Source organism: Chryseobacterium sp. VAUSW3, assembly GCF_002205795.1.
GTDB classification, from domain to species: Bacteria; Bacteroidota; Bacteroidia; order Flavobacteriales; family Weeksellaceae; genus Kaistella; species Kaistella yananensis.
In genome coordinates this window covers 687,530-706,115 of the sequence record NZ_NIUY01000001.1, presented here as the reverse complement: position 1 = coordinate 706,115, position 18,586 = coordinate 687,530, and the positions used below count along the sequence as shown (strand labels likewise).

Here is an 18,586-nt window from a genome sequence, read left to right as displayed (position 1 = left end):
CGATTCCAAAAACAACAAAAATGATCGATTTTATCAAGAAATTATTCGTTAAAAACAAGGTTGATTATAAGGCTCTTGTAGAAAATGGGGCACAAATTATTGATGTAAGAACTCCCGCCGAATACAGTAGCGGAAGCATCCGCAATTCTAAAAACATCCCTTTGCAGCAGCTTGTATCGGAGGTGGAAAAATTAGATCTTAAGAAACCAATTATAACCTGCTGCGCAAGTGGGATGAGAAGTGCATCTGCCAAAGCTATTCTTAAACAGAACGGTTTTGAAGTGTATAACGGCGGAGGCTGGAATGCTCTACAGAAAAAACTTTAGCAGAAAAAACTGCTCTCCTAAATCTTTAGTTTAATTTTAAAAATAGTACTATGTCACAAAAATTTCAGGAACTGATCAACTCTGAACGTCCTGTTTTAATCGACTTTTTTGCTACCTGGTGCGGGCCATGCAAAGTTCAGTCTTCGGTGCTTACCACCGTTAAAGAAAATATCGGTGATCTGGCAAGAATCGTAAAAATAGACGTAGATCAGTATCCTGCGATTGCTGCAGAATATGGTGTAAGAGGCGTTCCTACTTTAGCGGTTTTCCGTAACGGCAATTTGCTTTGGAAAGAAAGCGGGGTTCACGATGTGAATACTTTAACCAAACTTCTTACGGATTTTTCTAACAGTTAGATTTTTAAAAAATTTCAAAAGAATCCCGGTCATCTAAAAACTGAAATCGCCCGCGGTATTTCTTAAGTTCATCTGAATTAAATTCTGCGGAAACAAAATGGTTTTCGGTTTCAGAAATAATGCTTCCATCCGCAAAAAAACAGTAAGAACTTTCCGGATAATTCAGATTATTTCCGTCTGTTCCGATTCTGTTTAAGCCAAATACATAACTTTGATTTTCTATGGCGCGGGCTTTCAGCAGCGTAGTCCATGCATCGATTCGGGTTTCCGGCCAGTTTGCGACGTAAATCACCGCGTCATAATCATCATTGTTTCTTGAAAACACCGGAAAGCGAAGATCATAACAAACCTGCAGCAGAATTCTCCAGCCTTTGTACTCCACAATTACCCTTTCTTTTCCTTTTGAGTAAGATTGATCTTCGCCGGAATAGGTAAAAAGATGTCTTTTATCGTAAAATTGATAACTTCCGTCGGGCTTTACGAAATAGAAACGGTTTAGAAAACTGCCGTCATCAAAAACTGACGCGCTTCCGCACACCGCTGAATTTCTTCTTGCGGCAAAACTTTTCATCCACTTCAGGGTTTCTTCATTACGGTCAGCAATTTCTGCGGCGTTCATATAAAAACCCGTGGAAAACATTTCCGGCAACATCAGTAGGTCTGCAGATCTGTCCTGAAACTGTTGCTCGATGTTGTGAAAATTTCGCTCTTTGTCTTTCCAAGTGATATCGAAATTTAAACCGCTGATTTTTAAATTAGTTCTCATAAAATATCATAAAAATGTAGTTAATATATAGATGGCAGAACAAAGTCGGTGATACTGGACTTTTTCTTTGGTCTCATTTTTGATTATTCAAAATTATAACATTAAAACTATAAATTATAACATTATGAAAAAGTTACTATTAGTATGCTCCATGTTCTTTTTAGGACAAACAGCATTCGCACAGGCCTGGAACGGCAAAGGAGATCAAAAACTTCAGGTAGGTTTTAACGGTTGGGGTTATGGAAACGGTATTACTGCAACTTACGATTATGGATTAGGAAACATTGTGTCACTTGGTGCCGGTGCTAACTTCTATTTCGATGGTTACAAAGACGACAACAAAGATAACAACGTATTTCTTTTTGGTAGATTAGGTTTTCATTTACAGGAGCCATTGGGATTACCTGAAAAATGGGACATTTATCCAGGTGTTAATTTAGGCCTTTTAGGTAAAGATTTCGGATTCGGTGCACATTTAGGTGTTAGATATTTCTTCAATAACAATGTTGGTATCTATGGTGAATTCGGTAATAATGGTAGCTTAGGGGTATCATTCAATTTCTAACATCACTTAATTTCATATATCAAAGGTTTCCAGAATATTGGGAGCCTTTTTTATTTGGCATGCTTTTGATAATTCGTATCTTCGCAAATCTTAAAAAATTTAATTAAAATCAATGACATTAATACAGTTATTTCAGTTCATACTCAGTATTTCTATTTTAGTGATATTGCACGAATTAGGACATTTTATCCCCGCAAAATATTTTAAAACAAAAGTTGAAAAATTTTATCTCTTTTTTGATCCCTGGTTTTCGCTGGCAAAAATAAATTTCCGAGGTACCGAATACGGAATCGGTTGGCTTCCATTTGGCGGTTATGTGAAAATTGCCGGAATGGTGGATGAAAGTATGGATACAGAACAGCTGAAAAAACCGGCCGAACCCTGGGAATTCCGGAGTAAACCCGCATGGCAGCGCCTGATTATTATGATGGGTGGTGTAACGGTTAACTTCTTTTTAGCCTGGCTCATTTATTCGAGCCTTAGTTACTTTAAAGGCGAAACCTATCACGACAATTCAAAATTCGAGAACGGAATTGCGGTATCTGATGCCGGTAAAAAAATGGGTCTGGAAACTGGAGACAAAATTCTAAAGATCGACGGAAAGCACGCCGAGCGTATGGAACCTTCAACCGTAAACATGCTTTTCGCAGATGAGGTAACGGTGGAAAGAAACGGTAAAGAAGTTACATTCCCTGTCAACGAGCAAGGTGTAGCTGATGTGTTGAAACAAAATGAGGCTAAAGCTTACTTCAGCCCACGTTTTCCTGTGGTTATCGACAGTCTTCTGCCAAATGGTCCTGCGAAAGCTTCCGGCTTGCAGAAAGGTGATAAAATTGTAGCAGTAAACGGAAATCCTGTAAAGTATTTCGATGAGTTGGCAACTGAACTTGCAAAATACAAAAACACCAATGTAAAGTTGGATGTTGAAAGAAATTCTGCGCTACAGCAAATCGATATTAAAGTTGATCCGCAAGGAAAATTAGGATTTTCCACAGACATCAATGTAGCACAGGCCGAACTTGAAAAAGCCAAAATCACCAAAAAATATTCTTTCTTAGAAGCTATCCCAAGAGGTTTTACAAGAACCATCGACGTTTTGACGATGCAGATTAAGCAGTTTAAAATTGTTTTCAATACCACTACAGAAGGTTATAAGAAAGTTTCGGGACCTATCGGAATCATCAAACAAATGCCAGAGACGATTAACTGGGAGTTTTTCTGGAGTTTTACAGCAATGTTCTCGGTATGGTTAGCATTCCTGAATTTAATCCCGATTCCTGGGTTAGACGGGGGTCATGTAGTGTTTACCCTGTGGGAAATGATCACCGGAAAGCCTGTTCCGCAGAAAGTTTTAGAAAATGCTCAAATGATTGGTGTAATTTTCTTACTTGGGCTAATGGTCTTAATCTTTGGAAACGACATAGTTAAGTGGATTACAGGAAAATTTTAGTAAAAACTTTGCAAAAATATTTTGCAAGAATTAAAAAAGTTTTTATATTTGCACACGCTTAACGCAAAAGGATACACTCCTCTTTAGCTCAGTTGGTTAGAGCATCTGACTGTTAATCAGAGGGTCGCTGGTTCGAGCCCAGCAAGAGGAGCAAGCCATCACAGAAATGTGATGGTTTTTTTTGTTTTTTGATGGGTAAAGAATAAAAAAATAACCCTCAATATTATTGAAGGTTATTCAGGTACAATATTTCTTTAAATCTTCTTCACCATCTTCGCGATATTAATAATCACTTTTACTGCTTTTTCCATCGATTCCAAAGCTACGTATTCATAAGGCCCATGGAAGTTGATTCCGCCCGCAAAAATATTCGGACAAGGTAAACCCATGTAGGAAAGCTGTGCCCCGTCTGTTCCACCCCGGATGGCCTTGATTTTAGGCTCGATGTTGGCGTCTTTCATCGCCTGTTCCGCGATGTCGATAATATGCATTTTGCCTTCAAACTGCTGCTTCATGTTTCGGTACTGTTCTTTAATTTCGATTTCAGCAGTTCCTTCACCGAATCTTTTGTTGAATTCTGCTACCTTTTGTGTCATAAATTCTTTTCTGGCTTCAAATTTATCGGCATCGTGATCACGGATGATGTAGTGAATTTTTGCCTCAGAAACATCAGATTTCAAATCTGTTAAATGATAAAAACCCTCAAAACCTTTTGTAGTGGATGGTGTTTCGTTTTCAGGGAGCATTTTAATGAATTCGGCGGCCAAAAGCGAGGCGTTCACCATTTTTCCGAAAGCATAACCCGGGTGCACACTCAAACCGTGAATTTTCACCACCGCGCCAGCTGCGTTGAAGTTTTCATACTCTAGTTCTCCAACTTCACCGCCATCCATGGTGTAAGCCCACTCGGCACCGAATTTTTTAACATCGAATTTATGTGCTCCTCTTCCGATTTCTTCATCCGGAGTAAATCCGATCGCAATTTTCCCGTGTTTAATGTCTGGATGAGCCAACAAATATTCAGCAGCAGTTACAATTTCGGCAACCCCCGCTTTGTCATCTGCGCCAAGAAGGGTTGTACCGTCTGTGGTAATTAAAGTTTTGCCGACATAATCTTTCAGACTTTCAAATTTTGAAGGAGAAAGTACGAAGCCAGTTTCTTTATTCAGAAGCAAATCTTTGCCATCGTAATCGTCCCAGATCTGAGGCTTCACATTTTCTCCATTAAAATCCGGAGAAGTATCGTAATGTGAAATAAAACCTACCACCGGTTCGTCATCATTTTCAAGGTTCGAAGGAACGTAAGCATAGATGTAGCCGTTCTCGTCCAGAGAAACATCGCTTAAACCCAAGGTTTTCAGTTCTTCGAAAATATAGTTGGCCATGTTCCACTGTCTTTCGGTTGAAGGTGTTGTTTCGCTTTCCGGATCACTGGTCGAAAAGATTTTTACGTAGTTGATAAATCGGTTTTGCAGTTTCAGTTTCCAGTCGAGGTTGAAATCTATGGTAGTCATCTTTAATAAAATTTGATTTAAACAAAGATAGCGAATTTGTATGACGGTAATGGCTGCAAATTGCCAGTTTTTTATGCCTGCAAAACTCAAATTCTGTCATTCAAAAAAAATATTATCTTTGAGAAAATTAAAAATCAACAATGTTTTTAACCGAATGTCCGCGAGATGCTATGCAAGGTTGGGGCGAATTTATCCCGACTCAAAAGAAAATCGATTACATTAATGCCTTGATGGATGTTCGTTTTGATGTGTTGGATTGCGGTAGTTTTGTTTCACCAAAATCGATTCCCCAAATGGCGGATTCCGGAACGGTGCTCGATGAGATTGATAAATCGATTTCAAATACAAAACTTTCTGTGATTGTTGCCAATTACCGCGGGGCAGAGAAAGCTCTGGCTCACGAGCAGGTTGATATTCTGGGGTTTCCTTTTTCGATTTCGGAGACTTTTCAGCACCGGAATACGAATAAAAATCAGGAAGAAGCTTTTAATGATATTCTGAAAATCACAGAAATTCTGAAAACCGATGGCCGTACACTGAATGTGTATTTTTCCATGGCTTTCGGAAATCCTTATGGTGAGATGTGGAAATGGGAAGACGTGGATTTCTGGGCAAACCGTTTTAATGAAATCGGGATTAAAAACATTCTGCTTTCCGATACCACCGGAACCGGAACTGTAGAACAGATTGCACTTCTGTTTGATAAAATTCCGGCAAAATATCCTGGGATTGATTTCGGTGCGCATTTCCATAACCGCTATGAGGATTCTTACAGTAAACTGAAAGCCGCTTATGATAACGGCTGCAGAAGGTTCGATTCGGCAATTAAAGGAATCGGCGGTTGTCCGATGGCCAAAGACGACCTGGTCGGAAATATGCCTACCGAGCAGGTCATTAATTTTATGGCTTCCGAAAAAATTGAGCATTCACTGAACTTACTTAATTTCGAAAGTGCTTATAATAAAGCCAAAGATATTTTTCATTTTTAAATTACGCTCATGACCTCAAAAATAACATACCTCGGCGATTTGCGGTGCGAATCTGAACATTTACAGTCTGGAACCAGAGTTTTTACCGATGCTCCTACAGATAATCACGGTAAGGGCGAAGTGTTTTCGCCAACCGATTTGTGCGCAACTTCCCTTGCACAATGCATGCTCACTACCATTGCGATTTTAGGAAAAGATAAAGGAATTAATATTGAAGGATCTTATGCTGAACTCCAGAAAATAATGAATCCGAAACCAAGAAAGATCGCAGAAATTGTTTGTGATTTATATTTTCACGGTAGCTTTTCCGACGAAGAAAAGGCCTTTATTGAAAATACTGCAATGAATTGCCCTGTAGCACTTACCTTAAGCCCTGAAGTGAAAAAATCTGTCACTTTTAACTATCCGGATCAGCCGTTATAAAAAGATACGGAGTGTAGATATGTTTGTTTTATATTTTTAATTTACAGTGACTTATATCATTTTTGCGTAAAATACCAAAAAGATTTTGCTATCTTTATTGTAATAAAAAACGCAATGCTATGACTTCAACAATTACTTATTCGGGAGATTTTACAATCGTATCCCAACATGCTAAATCCGGTGCTGAAATTACTACCTGTGCACCATTGAGGGAAGGGGGAACTTCAGAATATTTTTCACCTTCAGATATTTTCGGTATTTCCTATGGCCAGTCGATGTTAATGGCAGTAGCAGTTTTAGGAAAGAACAGAGGAATTGATATTACCGGTGCAACTTGCGAACTAAAAAAATCTACCCATCCTGAACCGAAAAGAATCGGAACTATATTTTGTATCGTGAGAATTCCCGGAACATTTACTGAGGAACAGAAGAAATTTATTGAACATACCGCTCTTAACTGTCCGGTTTCTTTGTCTATTCATCCAAATGTGCAGCGTACGGTACTTTTTGAGTACGGAGTGTAGAATGAAATTAAAATGCCGGAGATTTCCGGCATTTATTTTTTAAAACATTCCAAGTTCGAAGCGTGCTTCTTCACTCATCATGTCTTTGTTCCAGGCAGGTTCGAAGGTAAGTTCCAGATCTACCTCTGTTACGCCTTCAACTTCGGTAACCTTTTCGCGTACTTCCGCTGGTAAACTTTCAGCCACCGGACAGTTGGGTGTTGTTAATGTCATAATTACCTTCACCGCACCCTGGTCCGAAATCTGTACATCGTAAATAAGACCGAGTTCATAGATGTCTACGGGAATTTCGGGGTCATAAACGGTTTTTAAATTTTTAATAATATTTTCGCCAATATCGGCGATCTGATCGTCTGTTAAAGCCATTTTACTATTGTTCAACCGTGGCTGCAAACCGCAGCAAAGGTCATTTTATTTTAAAAGTTAGTCTGTTTTACGTTCCAGCAATTCTTCCTGTCGCATGCGCCGGAAAATATTTGCCAAAGTTAAGACATCTTTTTCACAATATTGAACAATTCTAAATAAGTCTTTTTCTATATAGTAAATTGACGAAACCATAGAGCCGTCGATATCATCTTTTGGAGTTGGAATACCGAATACATGAGCCAACAATTCCAGTGAAATAAAAGATTTGTAATCGCCGAACTTCCACAGCTCCATAGTATCGAGGTGCGGGATTTCCCACGGTTTTTTCCCAAACATCTGGAAGGGTTTCGGTGGCTGCATTCCGTTGATCAGGAATCGTCTTGCAATCCACGGAAAATCGAATTCTTTTCCGTTGTGCGCACAGAGAATTACATCGTGAAGTTTTGGATGATTGAAGATTTCGCCGAATTCTTCGAGCAGTTTTCTCTCATCATCACCTGAAAAACTTTTAATCATCAGTTTTTCACTTTTTTCCAAAATACCAACAGAAATGCAGATGATTTTGCCAAACTCAGCCATGATTCCGCCTCTTTCATTATAAAATTCCTGCGCAGTGAAATCTTCTTTCCGCTGCATTCTGGTTTTTTTGTCCCATAGATACTGGTCGGTTTCATTCAATTCTTCCCAGTTTCCGGCTTGTGGAACGGTTTCAATATCCAGGAATAGGATTTTTTCTAAAGGAATATGCTGAATCATCATGAAGATTTTTAAAATTTAAGAAAAGTGCAATAGGTTTAACCTAGAATAGAACCGTTTTTAACCGGTAGCGAAGGTGTTATAAGTGTAACATCCTTGTTTTCTCCATATAGTCCCAAAACCAGACATTCGCTGAAAAAATTGGCAATTTGTTTTTTTGGGAAATTCACTACAGCCAAAATCTGCTTGCCAACAAGTTCTTCTTTTTGGTAAAGTGAAGTAATTTGAGCAGAAGATTTCTTAATTCCAAGCGTCCCAAAATCTATTTCTAGTCTGTACGATGGTTTTTTGGCTTCCGGAAAATCGGCAACAGAAATTACCGTTCCGCAGCGTATATCGAGTTTTTCGAAATCCCGCCAGGTTATTTCAGGTTTTAAATCCATTTTATTTTTTCACGGATACAATGTAATCGTAAACCAGCTGGTGTTGCTGATCATTCAGTTTTGCCTTTGGTGCCATAGCGTTCATAATTCCAACCCAATCCTGAGCGGAATGAGAAGTAGGACTCGGCAAATCATGGCATCTGCCGCATGAATTGTCGAAAAGTGTTTTTCCTAAAGCCAGATTTTCTGCAGTCATGGTTTTTGTTCCTTCGGTAACGGCGGGTTTTGTCGTACAGGAAGTTAAAAAGCCGATTATTGCAATTGCTGAAAAAATGGTAGTAATCCGTGTAAAGTTTTGAGGTCTTTTCATATTTAAATACTTTGTTTCTTTCAAAAATAAACAAAATTCTCTTTACAATGGCTTCAGACCAAAAAATTCAAAAATAATGACGCTGTCGGATTCCCCACTTAAGTTATTATCCTGAAAGAATTTGTATTTTTGGTTAAATGAAAACGTTTTCTGTAGAACAACTTATTGAGGGAATAAAATCGGGCGATAAAAGATTGCTCGGAAAAGCCATCACTTTGATAGAAAGTAAAAAGCCTGAACACCGTGAATTGGCCGAACAGCTTTTGAAAGAAATTTTGCCTTTCACAGGAAATTCTGTAAGAATTGGTGTTACCGGTGTACCGGGCGCAGGAAAATCTACTTTTATTGAAAACTTCGGAAGGCTGCTTTTAAAAAAGGGGAAAAAAGTTGCAGTTCTGGCTATCGATCCAAGTTCGTCACTCAATAAAGGCTCTATTTTAGGAGACAAAACCCGAATGGAAGAACTGGCCAGAGAAGAAAATGCTTTTATACGACCTTCGCCCAGCTCTGGATTTCTAGGCGGAGTAGCCAATACAACATTTGAAACTATGATGCTTTGTGAGGCTGCAGGATACGATACCATATTAATTGAAACCGTGGGCGTAGGCCAAAGTGAAGTGTTGGTTTCGGATATTACTGATGTTTTTTTGTTCTTAAAGATTATCGGCGGTGGCGACGAACTGCAGGGAATTAAACGCGGAATTATGGAAATGGTAGATATCATCTTCATTAATAAAGTGGAAGAAGGTAACCGACAGAAAGCCAAAAACACCAAACTGGAATTGTTACGCGCGCTTCATTTTTTACCTTCAAAAGAAAAAAACTGGAAAGTGCCGGTTCTACTCGGTTCGGCACTTCATAATACTGGGTTGAATGAAGTGGATGAGAAGATTGATCAATTCATCCGGATGAAGCGGGAAAGTGGAAGTTTTGATAAAACCCGCCAGCTTCAGGCAGAAAAACGTTTTGATTACTGGGTTCAGGAATATATTCTTCAGAAGGCAAAAGAAGAACAATCGACAGGAGATTCTTACGAGCTGCATAAAAAAAATGCTTCCGACCTGAAATCCAATCCAAGTTCGGAAGCGAAAAGATTTGTTGAGAAGCTGCTGAAGAAATAATTACTTTTTAGGCAACTCGCTTTCCATAAGATAGCCGTTGTACGAAATTGGTGTGCGGTCATTCGAATCGATCGACACATAAGTTTTTCCGTTGCTGAAAACTTCCATTATGATTCTTCGGACCGTCGGCTGATCTTTGGTAAGAAAAGTGTAAACTGTACTTCCTTTTTTACCTGTTTGCTGACTTACAGTAAAATCTTTAGAAGTGAACCGGTAAGAATTATTTGCAGTGTCGTAGCTTGGGCTGTACATCCTGCCAAAATAAGGCAATTCAACACGGAGTTCAGATTTTTTAAGAACAATGGTGTAGCCATAATCCAGATCTAACATTCGGGAAGAACTGGATCTTGGCAAAGAATTCATTACATTTACCACATCATAGTTACTGGGTTGCGCCTGTTCGGCCATAAAGGTAAATTCACCGTTCCTTAATAACGCTGCCACTTTTTCGGAGGGCATATTTGGTGTTGCTGCGCAAGCGTACATCAGGATGAATAAAACTGCTGCACATAAAATATTAATTAATTTTTTCATTTTGATTTTTCTAAGTTCATAGCAAAAATAATGCGAACTGTAAAGTTGAAAAAAAATTGTGGAATAAAAATTGTTAATAGGAATTTATATCGAAATATTAAAGCTATGAAAAAAGTAAATAAGTTTTTAGGAATTGGCGCTTTATCATTAATGATGATGGCGTGTACAACAAATCCGATTACAGGGAGAAAATCCCTTCAGTTAGCCAACGATCAGGAAATTAGCGCGATGGCAGTGCAGCAGTACAGGGAAGTTATTTCTAAAGCAAAAGTTGTTAAAGGTACAACTGCGGCAAAAAGTGTTCAGAATGTGGGCTTGCGCATAAAAAATGCTGCGAACAACTATTACAGAGGGATTGGTAGAGAAGCTGACATTACAAATTACCAATGGGAATTTAATCTGATTGATGATAAGCAAGTCAATGCGTGGGCAATGCCGGGCGGTAAAGTGGCAGTGTATACAGGAATTATTCCAATCACTCAAAATGATACAGGTTTAGCTGTGGTTTTGGGTCACGAAATTTCTCACGCACTTGCCGGGCATGGTAACGAAAGGATTTCTCAGGCTATGGTTGCGCAGTACGGCGGTGCAATTTTAGGAAGTGCTACAAGCGGGCAGATGGCTGCGATCTTCCAGCAGGTTTACCCAATCGGTGCACAGGTTGCGCTTTTGAAATACGGAAGAGGGCAGGAGCTTGAAGCCGATGAAATGGGATTATACTTAATGGCGATGGCAGGTTACGATCCGAGACAGGCACAGCCGTTCTGGGAAAGAATGGAAGCCTCTTCAACCGGAAACCGCCCGCCGGAATTTCTTTCAACACACCCAAGTCCGGAAAGCAGACGTGCAGATTTGCAAAAACATTTGCCAAAAGCTTTGGAATATTACAAAGTATCGGGCGGAAAAATTTAAAATCTTACCAATAAAAATGAAACCTTCCCTAAAAATTATTAATTTTGGGAAGGTTTGTTAATTTAACACTATGAAAAATTTACACTTTATTGGGTTTTTACTCCTCGGTCTGGCGTTTCTGCTGTATTATATGCTCCCCGAATTTTCATTCGTGAAGCTGTTTGAACCGATCAGTTTGATGGGAATTCTTGCAGGAATCGGAATCGGCCTCATCATCGGTGGGATTGTTGGATATGTAAGCAAAGGTTCTGCGCTTAAGGAAGAGCAAAAAAGAAAAGAACTTCAGCAGCTGCGGAGAGAAAAAGAAGATCTTGAAAAACAGGCTGCAGAATTGGCTAGACAACAGACAATACAGAATACATCAAATGAAAATCCTCAGAATTACTGATTCTGAGGATTTTTTTATTTTGAAATTTTAAGCTTAGAACTGATATCCTAAACCGAAGATTAGCATGCTGGGTCGGCTGTCGTAGCGAATCGTCTGATTGGTGTTATTATTAATGAAATCTCTCTGGTCATCGGTAAACGCACCCTCGTATCTTCCGTTAATAATAAATTTCTGCAACTGAACCTGAGCTCCGAACTGGTAACCTACCGTAAAATCATTCTTTGCATTTTCTTTGAAATCATTAAACTGATTATCGGTAGAAAGGTTGTAGGATGCTACAGGACCAGCAAATACACCGAACGTGTCACCAAGCACATTATAGCCTAAAAGTACAGGTACGTCAACACGGTTGCTTTTAACCTCAAGCGTAGTGTTAGATATAGGTTCGATAAATTCAGATTTTAAAGTTGTGTAATAGATTTCCGGCATTAAAAAAAGCGAAAGTGGCAAATTTACTTTAGCTGAAAGACCAAAGTTAAATCCTGCATTGTTTTTACCGGAATCATTATAAGCGCCGGTTGCAGTGTTGCTGATGTTTTCCCACGTTGGTTTATCAGTCTTAAAAAGTAAGTTAGCGCGTCCCGATAATTTTACCTGCGCAGAGGCGAATACAGTAGCTCCCAATAGAGCGATACTAAGAATTTTATTCGTTTTCATTAGATTTTGTTACAATATTATCGATTGAGGTTTTGTTGGTTTCAAGGAAGTACTCGCGCAGCTCCTTGAATAATTCTGAGGAATAAACGAAGTCGATCAGGTTTTTATTGCCTGCATTAATCAGGATGTCTTTGTTTCCTTCCCACTCTTTAATTCCTAGACGTAGGTATACAATTTTCTCGCCAATCGTCATCACCGAGTTCATGTCGTGGCTGTTGATGATGGTTGTGGTATTGTATTCCTTGGTAATCTCCATAAGAAGATCATCGATAATATTGGAGGTATAAGGATCGAGTCCCGAATTCGGCTCATCGCAAAACAGATATTTAGGGTTGTTTACAATTGCACGTGCAATAGCAACCCTTTTTTGCATACCTCCTGAAATTTCAGAAGGATATTTTCTGTTAGCCTTTTCGAGGTGAACTCTTCCTATTACTTCAAAAACTCTTCTTTTCTTTTCTCGGAATGACAGATTGGTGAACATATCCAGCGGAAATGTTATATTTTCTTCCACCGTCATCGAATCAAACAGCGCGCTTCCCTGAAATACCGTTCCGATTTCTGAACGGAGAATTTGTTTTTCGTCACGGGACATTTTATTGATGTCTCTGCCATCAAATAGAATTTCTCCCGATGTAGGCTGAAAAACATTGAGTAGACTCTTGAGAAATACAGTTTTTCCAGAACCACTCTGCCCAATGATGAGGTTTACTTTCCCGGTATCGAATGTTGTGGTGATGCCTTTTAAAACTTCAACCTCCTCGAATTTCTTCTTTAAATCTTTTACTTCAATCATCAGCTGAGGAACATTTGGGTTAAAATTAAATTGGTAATAATAATGGAAACAATGGTCCACACTACAGCTTGTGTACTGGCGCGGCCAACTTCAAGCGAACCTCCTTTTACATTATACCCAAAAAATGCCGGTATCGTTGCAATTAAAAATGCAAATACCGCAGTTTTGAAGAGTGCATACCAAATAAAATGCTGTGGCATGTACATTTGTATTCCGGTAATATAATCGGCTTTACTCCAGTTTCCGGTGGCAATTCCTGCCAAATATCCTCCCCAAACTCCAAATACGATACTGATTGCGATAAGCAAAGGATTGAAAATAACGCTCGCCAGAATCTTAGGTAAAATCAGGAAGTTTGGTGAATTTACGCCCATAATGTCTAACGCGTCAATTTGCTCTGTAACTCTCATAGTACCAATGCTTGAGGCAATATAAGAGCCTACTTTTCCTGCAAGTATTACAGAAATAATGGTGGGTGCAAATTCTAAGATCAAAACTACTTTGGTCGCATACCCAATAAACGAGTTCGGAATGGGGAAGGTAGACGCCTTAAAGTTGTTGAACATCTGTATGGCGACTACCGCTCCTACAAATATGGAGGTAAAGAGAACTAGCCCGAAGGAATTAACCCCAAGATCGTGAATTTCTCTCATAAAGAGTTTGCCGAAAACCGAGGTTTTCTGTGGTCTTTTTATTGTTTTGGACAGCAGGAGAAAGTAAGCTCCGATCTGGCTCAAAAATTTCTTTAACATTCGGCTAAATTAGTGTTTTATTTTTTTCTATATTTTTTAATTGGCATTTTTATCGCCGCAAATAACCAGAAAAACTGTTTTTAAAATGATCACAAGATCTAAGCTGAAACTCCAGTTTTTAACATAAAAAGCGTCGGCCAGAATTCTTTTCTGCATTTTTATATCCATATTTCCACTGTCACCACGCAAACCATTCACTTGCGCAAGACCGGTAACACCAGGCTTAACCAAACTCCGTACCGAATAGCGACCGATTTTAAGTTTGTAAAAATCATCTACCAACAGCATGTGGGGTCTTGGCCCTACTACCGACATTTCTCCTTTCAGCACATTGATGAACTGCGGCATCTCATCTAAACTTGTTTTGCGCAGAAACCTGCCAATCCGGGTTACTCTTTTATCTGTTGGCAGCGAATCTGCATTCATATACATCGTTCGGAATTTTATACACCGAAAAACATCGTCATGGAAGCCATATCTTTTTTGGAGAAAAAATACAGGTCCTTTGCTGTCCCTTTTGATCAAGATTGCAATAACAGGAAAGAGCCAGCTACAGATAAAAATGAGGATTATAACCGAAAATATAATATCGAAGACCCTCTTGAGCAGGATATTGGTAAGATAATCCAGGGGGAATTTAGAGCGCTCCAGCACCGGCTGCATTTCAATGTATCCAAGGTCATACTGGAAAAAATTGTTTTTTACAATGCTGGGAATCAGCGATATTTTTACTTTGTGCAGTGCTGCCAGTCTGTAGATTTCCTGTTCGTCATTTTTCTCGAAACCATTTGAAGGCATATACATCGTGTGGATGCCTTTTTCTTTCCAAAAAGTAATGAGTTTATCCAAATCAAACTGCTCTTCTTCAGGATAATCGAAGATTTTAAAACCGTAATCCTTTCTATCTGTTAAAATATTCTTCAGAATTTCTGATGAGGAATCATTGCTAAAAAACATAATATTTCTGTAATTGATTCCCAATGTCCGAATGTACTTCAGCGTGAAAAAAACTATGGATTTAATGAAGAAGAGAAGGAAAAAGAGGTTGATGGCGATGAGAAACCGATCCTGTTTCAGAAAATCATTATTGCTTACTTTTGCCAATAAAATTACCCCAAATATAAAAAGGAAAATATGCGTAACCAGCCGTTCTAGATAAATGGTGTAGGTAAGATTTCGGGCGACAGAATAGAGTTTGGTTCTCCCGCTGAGCAAAATCCAAAATAGCGTAAGAAGAATAATGGACAGCAGATTCTGCTCCCAAATGTCTTTTTCGTAGCGTGCATCGTTATTCCTGATGAAAAAGAACAAAAATACACCGGTAATAACCAACACGTCCAGGAGTATAAATGTAATTTTAAAATATCGAGAATATCGAATTTTTTGCATAAAACCGAATTATATAAAAAGTAAATTTAACTTAATTTACGGAATATTCAAATATTTATGCGTCTGCACGGATGCCTGCCATTTCGGATTTAAAAGAATATAGTCTGTTATTTTTGGGTACATTTCATTTCTCTTGCTCCACTCACTCTGCAGATAAAGTTTGCAGTTTTCTGAAACTTTTGCAGCCTGTTCTTCAGCAAATTTAAAATCACTGTGGTTGAAAACGATCATTTTCAGTTCGCTGGCTTTCGCGTAGATTTCTTCTTTTGGCAGACCGGTTTTTTTAGGAGAAAGGGTGATCCAGTCAAGTATTCCGCTCATTTCATAGGCGCCGGAAGTTTCGATATGAATTTCGCAGCCCAGTTCTTTCAGGCGCGAGGTTAAAACCTCCAGATTCCACATCAGCGGTTCGCCACCTGTAAGTACAATCGTTTTGCAGTGGCTTGCAGCAATTTCGGCAATCTGTAAAGCATCCATCACGGGATGAAGGTTGGGGTCCCAACTTTCTTTTACATCGCACCAATGGCAACCTACATCGCAGCCACCAAGACGGATGAAATATGCGGCTTTTCCGGTGTGTGCACCTTCGCCCTGCAAAGTATAAAAATGCTCCATCACCGGGAGCATTTTACCTTGGTTCAATAAAATATTTTCTTCTTCTTTAGTCATTATATACTGAAGTTTTGTAAGCTAAAAGAGTGTTTTTCATCAGCATCGCTCTGGTCATAGGCCCCACACCACCAGGTACAGGCGTAATCCAGCTTGCTTTTGTTTTACAACTTTCGAAATCTACGTCACCTACCAGTTCGTAACCTTTTTCAGAGTCGTTTGTAATTCTTGTAATTCCCACATCAATAATTACGGCTCCTTTTTTAATCATATCGGCTTTCAGGAAATTAGGATCTCCCAGGGCGGTAATTACAATATCCGCGTGGTGGGTGAATTTCTCGATGTGCGGGGTGTAGGAATGGGTTAAAGTCACGGTGGAATTCCCCGGAAAATGTTTTCTTCCCATCAAAATACTCATTGGTTTGCCCACAATGCGGCTTCTTCCGATGATTACACAGTGTTTCCCTTCGGTCTGGATACCGTAACGTTCGAGCAAAGTGAGTATTCCGAAAGGAGTGGCGGGTAAAAATGTGTCCATTTCCAAAGCCATTTTTCCGAAATTTTCCGGATGAAATCCATCAACATCTTTCCGCGGATCTATTGCCATGATGATTTTTTCCTGATCAATCTGTTTAGGTAGCGGCAACTGCACGATGAAACCATCAACATCTTTCGACTTATTAAGTTCCTCGATTTTCTCTAAAAGTTCTGCTTCCGAAACCGTGCTTGGGAATTTAACCAAAGAGGATTTAAAGCCTACCTCCCTGCAGTCTTTGATTTTGTTGTTTACGTAGGTCATACTTGCGCCATTGCTGCCTACCAAAATTGCGACCAAGTGTGGTGCACGTCTTTTTCCTGCAACAATTTTTTCAACATCAGATCTAATTTCCTGCTTGATTTCTTTCGAAATCTTAAGCCCATCGAGAATTTTTGCCATTTTACTTTTACTTTAGATTATGATTTATTTCTTCGCTTTATAGTAATTCATCAAACCGTTGGTTGAAGAATCATGGGAATTTACCGGCTCCTGACTTTCGAGTTCTGACAAAATTTTTCCGGCCAGCACTTTACCGAGTTCCACACCAAACTGGTCGAAACTGAAGATGTTCCAAATCACCCCCTGAACGAATATTTTATGTTCGTAAAGCGCAATTAACTGCCCGAGAGAGAACGGGGTAAGTTCATTAAAAATGAATGAATTGGTAGGCGAATCTCCGGCGAATACCTTGTAATTCAATAGTTTTTCAATCTCCTCGTCAGATTTTCCTGATGCTTTTAATTCTGCGTGTACCTCCTCTGCGTTTTTTCCGAAAGCCAAAGCTTCTGTTTGTGCAAAAAAGTTGGCCAATAATTTATCCTGATGGTCGGAAACTTCATTGCATGACTTCGCGTAAGCCAGGAAATCAGCAGGAATCAATTCCGTGCCTTGGTGAATCAGCTGATAGAACGCGTGCTGACCGTTGGTTCCCGGTTCTCCCCAAATAATTGGGCCTGTTTCGTACTCAACATATTCGCCGTTTCTGTCGACCGATTTTCCGTTACTTTCCATATCTCCCTGTTGAAGATAGGCCGGGAAACGATCCAAATACTGGGAATACGGAAGAATGGCATAAGTTCCGGCGCCGTAAAAATTACGGTACCAGATTCCTAAAAGTGCCATGAGGACAGGAATGTTTTCCTCAAAATCTGCGGTTTTAAAATGAGTGTCGGTTTCGTTTGCGCCTTTCAGTAACTGTTCGAAATTGTCATAACCTACAGCAAGACAAATACTTAATCCGATAGCGCTCCAAAGTGAATAACGGCCACCAACCCAGTCCCAGAATTCAAAAATATTTTCTTCTGCGATGCCGAATTCTTTTACCGATTTGGTATTTGTAGAAAGTGCAACGAAATGTTTTGCCACATCCTCCTGAGCACCTTTTTTCAGGAACCAGTCTTTTGCTGATTCAGCATTAGTCATGGTTTCCTGGGTGGTGAATGTTTTCGACGCAACAATGAAAAGTGTAGTTTCGGGATTTAGATTTTTAAGGGTTTCTGCAATGTGATTTCCGTCAACATTGGAAACAAAATGAACATTTAAACGCGTTTTAAAATGTTTCAATGCCGAGCAAACCATTACGGGACCCAAATCTGAACCACCGATACCTATATTTACTACATCTGTAATTTCTTTGCCTGAAAAGCCTTTGTGTTCCCCGGAAATTACTTTCGCGGAAAAGGATTTCATCTGATCGAGAACTTTTTTAATTCCTGGCTTTATGTTTTCGCCATCCACTATAATTTCCTCTTCTGAAAAGTCCCGCAATGCGGTATGAAGCACAGCTCGTCCTTCGGTTTCATTTATTTTTTCGCCCGAAAACATGGCTGAAATCGCTTCTTTCAAATGAGTTTCTTCAGCTAATCTAATCAGTAAATTAAAAGTGTCCCGATCGATTAAGTTTTTAGAAAAATCGAAAAGATAACCGTCTCTTTTTACAGAAAATTCTGCGAAACGGTTGGGATTCTCTTTAAAGAGTGAACGTAAATCAAAATCATTTTGTGCAAAATGCATTTCGAGATCCTGCCAGGATTGTGTGTGTTCGGGATTTATCTTTGGTAACATTTTCAGAAGGTTTTAAGTAAGGAGTTATGCTCCATTGGTTAAGACGCTGCAAATTTACAGAAAAATAAAACCTCCGAAAAATTCCGGAGGTTTAAGTT

General features: G+C 39.2%; 24 protein-coding genes and 1 tRNA gene. 11 read left to right on the top strand and 14 right to left on the bottom strand.

The window, feature by feature from the left end; all coding sequences use genetic code 11:
- The first annotated feature begins 20 nt into the window (after positions 1-20).
- Positions 21-326 (top strand): rhodanese-like domain-containing protein, encoded by a 306-nt coding sequence (locus CDW55_RS03155; RefSeq protein ID WP_088468262.1) that lies wholly within the window; start codon positions 21-23, stop codon positions 324-326.
- A gap of 50 nt (positions 327-376) precedes the next feature.
- Entirely contained in the window at positions 377-682 is a 306-nt protein-coding gene (locus CDW55_RS03150) for a thioredoxin family protein (RefSeq protein ID WP_088468261.1), read from the top strand.
- Between the two features lie 4 nt (positions 683-686).
- Here the strand turns inward: CDW55_RS03150 and CDW55_RS03145 are convergent, their stop codons facing one another.
- On the bottom strand, positions 687-1,448 hold the full coding sequence (locus CDW55_RS03145) for an amidohydrolase (protein WP_088468260.1): 762 nt from the start codon (positions 1,446-1,448) through the stop codon (positions 687-689).
- A gap of 124 nt (positions 1,449-1,572) precedes the next feature.
- Here CDW55_RS03145 and CDW55_RS03140 point away from each other — a divergent pair, with 124 nt between their 5' ends.
- The 3 genes from CDW55_RS03140 to CDW55_RS03130 all read left to right on the top strand — a co-directional run bounded on the left by CDW55_RS03140 (position 1,573) and on the right by CDW55_RS03130 (position 3,614).
- Positions 1,573-2,013 (top strand): DUF6646 family protein, encoded by a 441-nt coding sequence (locus tag CDW55_RS03140; RefSeq protein ID WP_088468688.1) that lies wholly within the window; start codon positions 1,573-1,575, stop codon positions 2,011-2,013.
- A 112-nt stretch (positions 2,014-2,125) separates the two neighbouring features.
- The gene (rseP, locus tag CDW55_RS03135) at positions 2,126-3,463 is read left to right on the top strand and encodes an RIP metalloprotease RseP (protein ID WP_088468259.1); all 1,338 of its coding nucleotides are present in this window, start codon (positions 2,126-2,128) and stop codon (positions 3,461-3,463) included.
- 77 nt (positions 3,464-3,540) lie between these two features.
- Positions 3,541-3,614 (top strand) — tRNA-Asn (locus CDW55_RS03130).
- A 103-nt stretch (positions 3,615-3,717) separates the two neighbouring features.
- Here the strand turns inward: CDW55_RS03130 and pepT are convergent.
- Entirely contained in the window at positions 3,718-4,977 is a 1,260-nt protein-coding gene (gene pepT / locus CDW55_RS03125; RefSeq protein ID WP_088468258.1) for a peptidase T, read from the bottom strand.
- A 140-nt stretch (positions 4,978-5,117) separates the two neighbouring features.
- Here pepT and CDW55_RS03120 point away from each other — a divergent pair, with 140 nt between their 5' ends.
- The 3 genes from CDW55_RS03120 to CDW55_RS03110 all read left to right on the top strand — a co-directional run bounded on the left by CDW55_RS03120 (position 5,118) and on the right by CDW55_RS03110 (position 6,913).
- Complete coding sequence (locus tag CDW55_RS03120; RefSeq protein WP_088468257.1) at positions 5,118-5,966, top strand: hydroxymethylglutaryl-CoA lyase; 849 nt, start codon at positions 5,118-5,120, stop codon at positions 5,964-5,966.
- 9 nt (positions 5,967-5,975) lie between these two features.
- Positions 5,976-6,389 carry an OsmC family protein gene (locus CDW55_RS03115; RefSeq protein WP_088468256.1) on the top strand — a complete coding sequence of 138 codons (414 nt, stop codon included), beginning with the start codon at positions 5,976-5,978 and terminating at the stop codon, positions 6,387-6,389.
- A 119-nt stretch (positions 6,390-6,508) separates the two neighbouring features.
- On the top strand, positions 6,509-6,913 hold the full coding sequence (locus CDW55_RS03110; RefSeq protein WP_088468255.1) for an OsmC family protein: 405 nt from the start codon (positions 6,509-6,511) through the stop codon (positions 6,911-6,913).
- A gap of 39 nt (positions 6,914-6,952) precedes the next feature.
- Here CDW55_RS03110 and CDW55_RS03105 read toward each other — a convergent pair whose 3' ends face one another.
- From CDW55_RS03105 to CDW55_RS03090, 4 genes are read right to left on the bottom strand one after another with little or no spacing between them, the layout of a single operon-like run.
- A complete protein-coding gene (locus CDW55_RS03105) occupies positions 6,953-7,279 on the bottom strand; it encodes an SUF system Fe-S cluster assembly protein (protein WP_088468254.1) in 327 nt (108 codons plus the stop codon).
- A gap of 57 nt (positions 7,280-7,336) precedes the next feature.
- Positions 7,337-8,035, bottom strand: a complete 699-nt coding sequence (locus CDW55_RS03100) for a 3'-5' exonuclease (protein ID WP_088468687.1) — start codon at positions 8,033-8,035, stop codon at positions 7,337-7,339.
- A 38-nt stretch (positions 8,036-8,073) separates the two neighbouring features.
- Positions 8,074-8,418, bottom strand: coding sequence for a tRNA-binding protein (locus CDW55_RS03095; RefSeq protein ID WP_088468253.1), 345 nt, complete (start codon positions 8,416-8,418; stop codon positions 8,074-8,076).
- A 1-nt stretch (position 8,419) separates the two neighbouring features.
- Entirely contained in the window at positions 8,420-8,728 is a 309-nt protein-coding gene (locus CDW55_RS03090) for a cytochrome C (RefSeq protein WP_088468252.1), read from the bottom strand.
- Between the two features lie 137 nt (positions 8,729-8,865).
- On the opposite strand from CDW55_RS03090, the gene meaB reads away from it, so the two are divergent.
- Positions 8,866-9,849 (top strand): methylmalonyl Co-A mutase-associated GTPase MeaB, encoded by a 984-nt coding sequence (gene meaB / locus CDW55_RS03085; RefSeq protein ID WP_088468251.1) that lies wholly within the window; start codon positions 8,866-8,868, stop codon positions 9,847-9,849.
- Here meaB and CDW55_RS03080 read toward each other — a convergent pair whose 3' ends face one another.
- On the bottom strand, positions 9,850-10,383 hold the full coding sequence (locus CDW55_RS03080; RefSeq protein WP_088468250.1) for a DUF4251 domain-containing protein: 534 nt from the start codon (positions 10,381-10,383) through the stop codon (positions 9,850-9,852).
- Between the two features lie 105 nt (positions 10,384-10,488).
- On the opposite strand from CDW55_RS03080, the gene CDW55_RS03075 reads away from it, so the two are divergent.
- Together CDW55_RS03075 and CDW55_RS03070 are read left to right on the top strand one after the other, a co-directional pair.
- Entirely contained in the window at positions 10,489-11,295 is an 807-nt protein-coding gene (locus CDW55_RS03075) for a M48 family metallopeptidase (RefSeq protein WP_088468249.1), read from the top strand.
- Positions 11,296-11,365: 70 nt separating this feature from the next.
- Positions 11,366-11,683: a DUF1049 domain-containing protein gene (locus CDW55_RS03070; RefSeq protein WP_088468248.1), complete on the top strand. Its 318-nt coding sequence runs from the start codon at positions 11,366-11,368 to the stop codon at positions 11,681-11,683.
- A gap of 33 nt (positions 11,684-11,716) precedes the next feature.
- On the opposite strand, the gene CDW55_RS03065 is transcribed toward CDW55_RS03070, so the two are convergent.
- Genes CDW55_RS03065 through pgi form a run of 7 tightly spaced genes read right to left on the bottom strand, consistent with a single transcriptional unit; the run spans position 11,717 to position 18,488 of the window.
- The gene (locus tag CDW55_RS03065; RefSeq protein ID WP_088468247.1) at positions 11,717-12,340 is read right to left on the bottom strand and encodes an outer membrane beta-barrel protein; all 624 of its coding nucleotides are present in this window, start codon (positions 12,338-12,340) and stop codon (positions 11,717-11,719) included.
- Positions 12,327-13,136, bottom strand: coding sequence for an ABC transporter ATP-binding protein (locus CDW55_RS03060; protein WP_088468246.1), 810 nt, complete (start codon positions 13,134-13,136; stop codon positions 12,327-12,329). The genes CDW55_RS03065 and CDW55_RS03060 overlap by 14 nt, the downstream gene beginning before the upstream one ends.
- Entirely contained in the window at positions 13,136-13,888 is a 753-nt protein-coding gene (locus CDW55_RS03055; RefSeq protein ID WP_088468245.1) for an MlaE family ABC transporter permease, read from the bottom strand. Before CDW55_RS03055 ends, CDW55_RS03060 begins: the two co-directional genes overlap by 1 nt.
- Before the next feature lie 36 nt (positions 13,889-13,924).
- A complete protein-coding gene (locus CDW55_RS03050; RefSeq protein WP_088468244.1) occupies positions 13,925-15,277 on the bottom strand; it encodes an exopolysaccharide biosynthesis polyprenyl glycosylphosphotransferase in 1,353 nt (450 codons plus the stop codon).
- Between the two features lie 36 nt (positions 15,278-15,313).
- On the bottom strand, positions 15,314-15,946 hold the full coding sequence (locus tag CDW55_RS03045; protein ID WP_088468243.1) for a 7-carboxy-7-deazaguanine synthase QueE: 633 nt from the start codon (positions 15,944-15,946) through the stop codon (positions 15,314-15,316).
- Positions 15,939-16,823 (bottom strand): bifunctional 5,10-methylenetetrahydrofolate dehydrogenase/5,10-methenyltetrahydrofolate cyclohydrolase, encoded by an 885-nt coding sequence (locus CDW55_RS03040; RefSeq protein WP_088468242.1) that lies wholly within the window; start codon positions 16,821-16,823, stop codon positions 15,939-15,941. The genes CDW55_RS03045 and CDW55_RS03040 overlap by 8 nt, the downstream gene beginning before the upstream one ends.
- A 24-nt stretch (positions 16,824-16,847) precedes the next feature.
- Positions 16,848-18,488: a glucose-6-phosphate isomerase gene (gene pgi / locus CDW55_RS03035; protein ID WP_088468241.1), complete on the bottom strand. Its 1,641-nt coding sequence runs from the start codon at positions 18,486-18,488 to the stop codon at positions 16,848-16,850.
- Between the last annotated feature and the right edge of the window lie 98 nt (positions 18,489-18,586).

Coding starts and splice junctions, on each gene's coding strand:
- CDW55_RS03155 (WP_088468262.1), top strand. CDS start 21: ATGATCGATTTTATCAAGAAATTATTCGTTAAAAACAAGGTTGATTAT.
- CDW55_RS03150 (WP_088468261.1), top strand. CDS start 377: ATGTCACAAAAATTTCAGGAACTGATCAACTCTGAACGTCCTGTTTTA.
- CDW55_RS03145 (WP_088468260.1), bottom strand. CDS start 1,448: ATGAGAACTAATTTAAAAATCAGCGGTTTAAATTTCGATATCACTTGG.
- CDW55_RS03140 (WP_088468688.1), top strand. CDS start 1,573: ATGAAAAAGTTACTATTAGTATGCTCCATGTTCTTTTTAGGACAAACA.
- rseP (WP_088468259.1), top strand. CDS start 2,126: ATGACATTAATACAGTTATTTCAGTTCATACTCAGTATTTCTATTTTA.
- pepT (WP_088468258.1), bottom strand. CDS start 4,977: ATGACTACCATAGATTTCAACCTCGACTGGAAACTGAAACTGCAAAAC.
- CDW55_RS03120 (WP_088468257.1), top strand. CDS start 5,118: ATGTTTTTAACCGAATGTCCGCGAGATGCTATGCAAGGTTGGGGCGAA.
- CDW55_RS03115 (WP_088468256.1), top strand. CDS start 5,976: ATGACCTCAAAAATAACATACCTCGGCGATTTGCGGTGCGAATCTGAA.
- CDW55_RS03110 (WP_088468255.1), top strand. CDS start 6,509: ATGACTTCAACAATTACTTATTCGGGAGATTTTACAATCGTATCCCAA.
- CDW55_RS03105 (WP_088468254.1), bottom strand. CDS start 7,279: ATGGCTTTAACAGACGATCAGATCGCCGATATTGGCGAAAATATTATT.
- CDW55_RS03100 (WP_088468687.1), bottom strand. CDS start 8,035: ATGATTCAGCATATTCCTTTAGAAAAAATCCTATTCCTGGATATTGAA.
- CDW55_RS03095 (WP_088468253.1), bottom strand. CDS start 8,418: ATGGATTTAAAACCTGAAATAACCTGGCGGGATTTCGAAAAACTCGAT.
- CDW55_RS03090 (WP_088468252.1), bottom strand. CDS start 8,728: ATGAAAAGACCTCAAAACTTTACACGGATTACTACCATTTTTTCAGCA.
- meaB (WP_088468251.1), top strand. CDS start 8,866: ATGAAAACGTTTTCTGTAGAACAACTTATTGAGGGAATAAAATCGGGC.
- CDW55_RS03080 (WP_088468250.1), bottom strand. CDS start 10,383: ATGAAAAAATTAATTAATATTTTATGTGCAGCAGTTTTATTCATCCTG.
- CDW55_RS03075 (WP_088468249.1), top strand. CDS start 10,489: ATGAAAAAAGTAAATAAGTTTTTAGGAATTGGCGCTTTATCATTAATG.
- CDW55_RS03070 (WP_088468248.1), top strand. CDS start 11,366: ATGAAAAATTTACACTTTATTGGGTTTTTACTCCTCGGTCTGGCGTTT.
- CDW55_RS03065 (WP_088468247.1), bottom strand. CDS start 12,340: ATGAAAACGAATAAAATTCTTAGTATCGCTCTATTGGGAGCTACTGTA.
- CDW55_RS03060 (WP_088468246.1), bottom strand. CDS start 13,136: ATGATTGAAGTAAAAGATTTAAAGAAGAAATTCGAGGAGGTTGAAGTT.
- CDW55_RS03055 (WP_088468245.1), bottom strand. CDS start 13,888: ATGTTAAAGAAATTTTTGAGCCAGATCGGAGCTTACTTTCTCCTGCTG.
- CDW55_RS03050 (WP_088468244.1), bottom strand. CDS start 15,277: ATGCAAAAAATTCGATATTCTCGATATTTTAAAATTACATTTATACTC.
- CDW55_RS03045 (WP_088468243.1), bottom strand. CDS start 15,946: ATGACTAAAGAAGAAGAAAATATTTTATTGAACCAAGGTAAAATGCTC.
- CDW55_RS03040 (WP_088468242.1), bottom strand. CDS start 16,823: ATGGCAAAAATTCTCGATGGGCTTAAGATTTCGAAAGAAATCAAGCAG.
- pgi (WP_088468241.1), bottom strand. CDS start 18,488: ATGTTACCAAAGATAAATCCCGAACACACACAATCCTGGCAGGATCTC.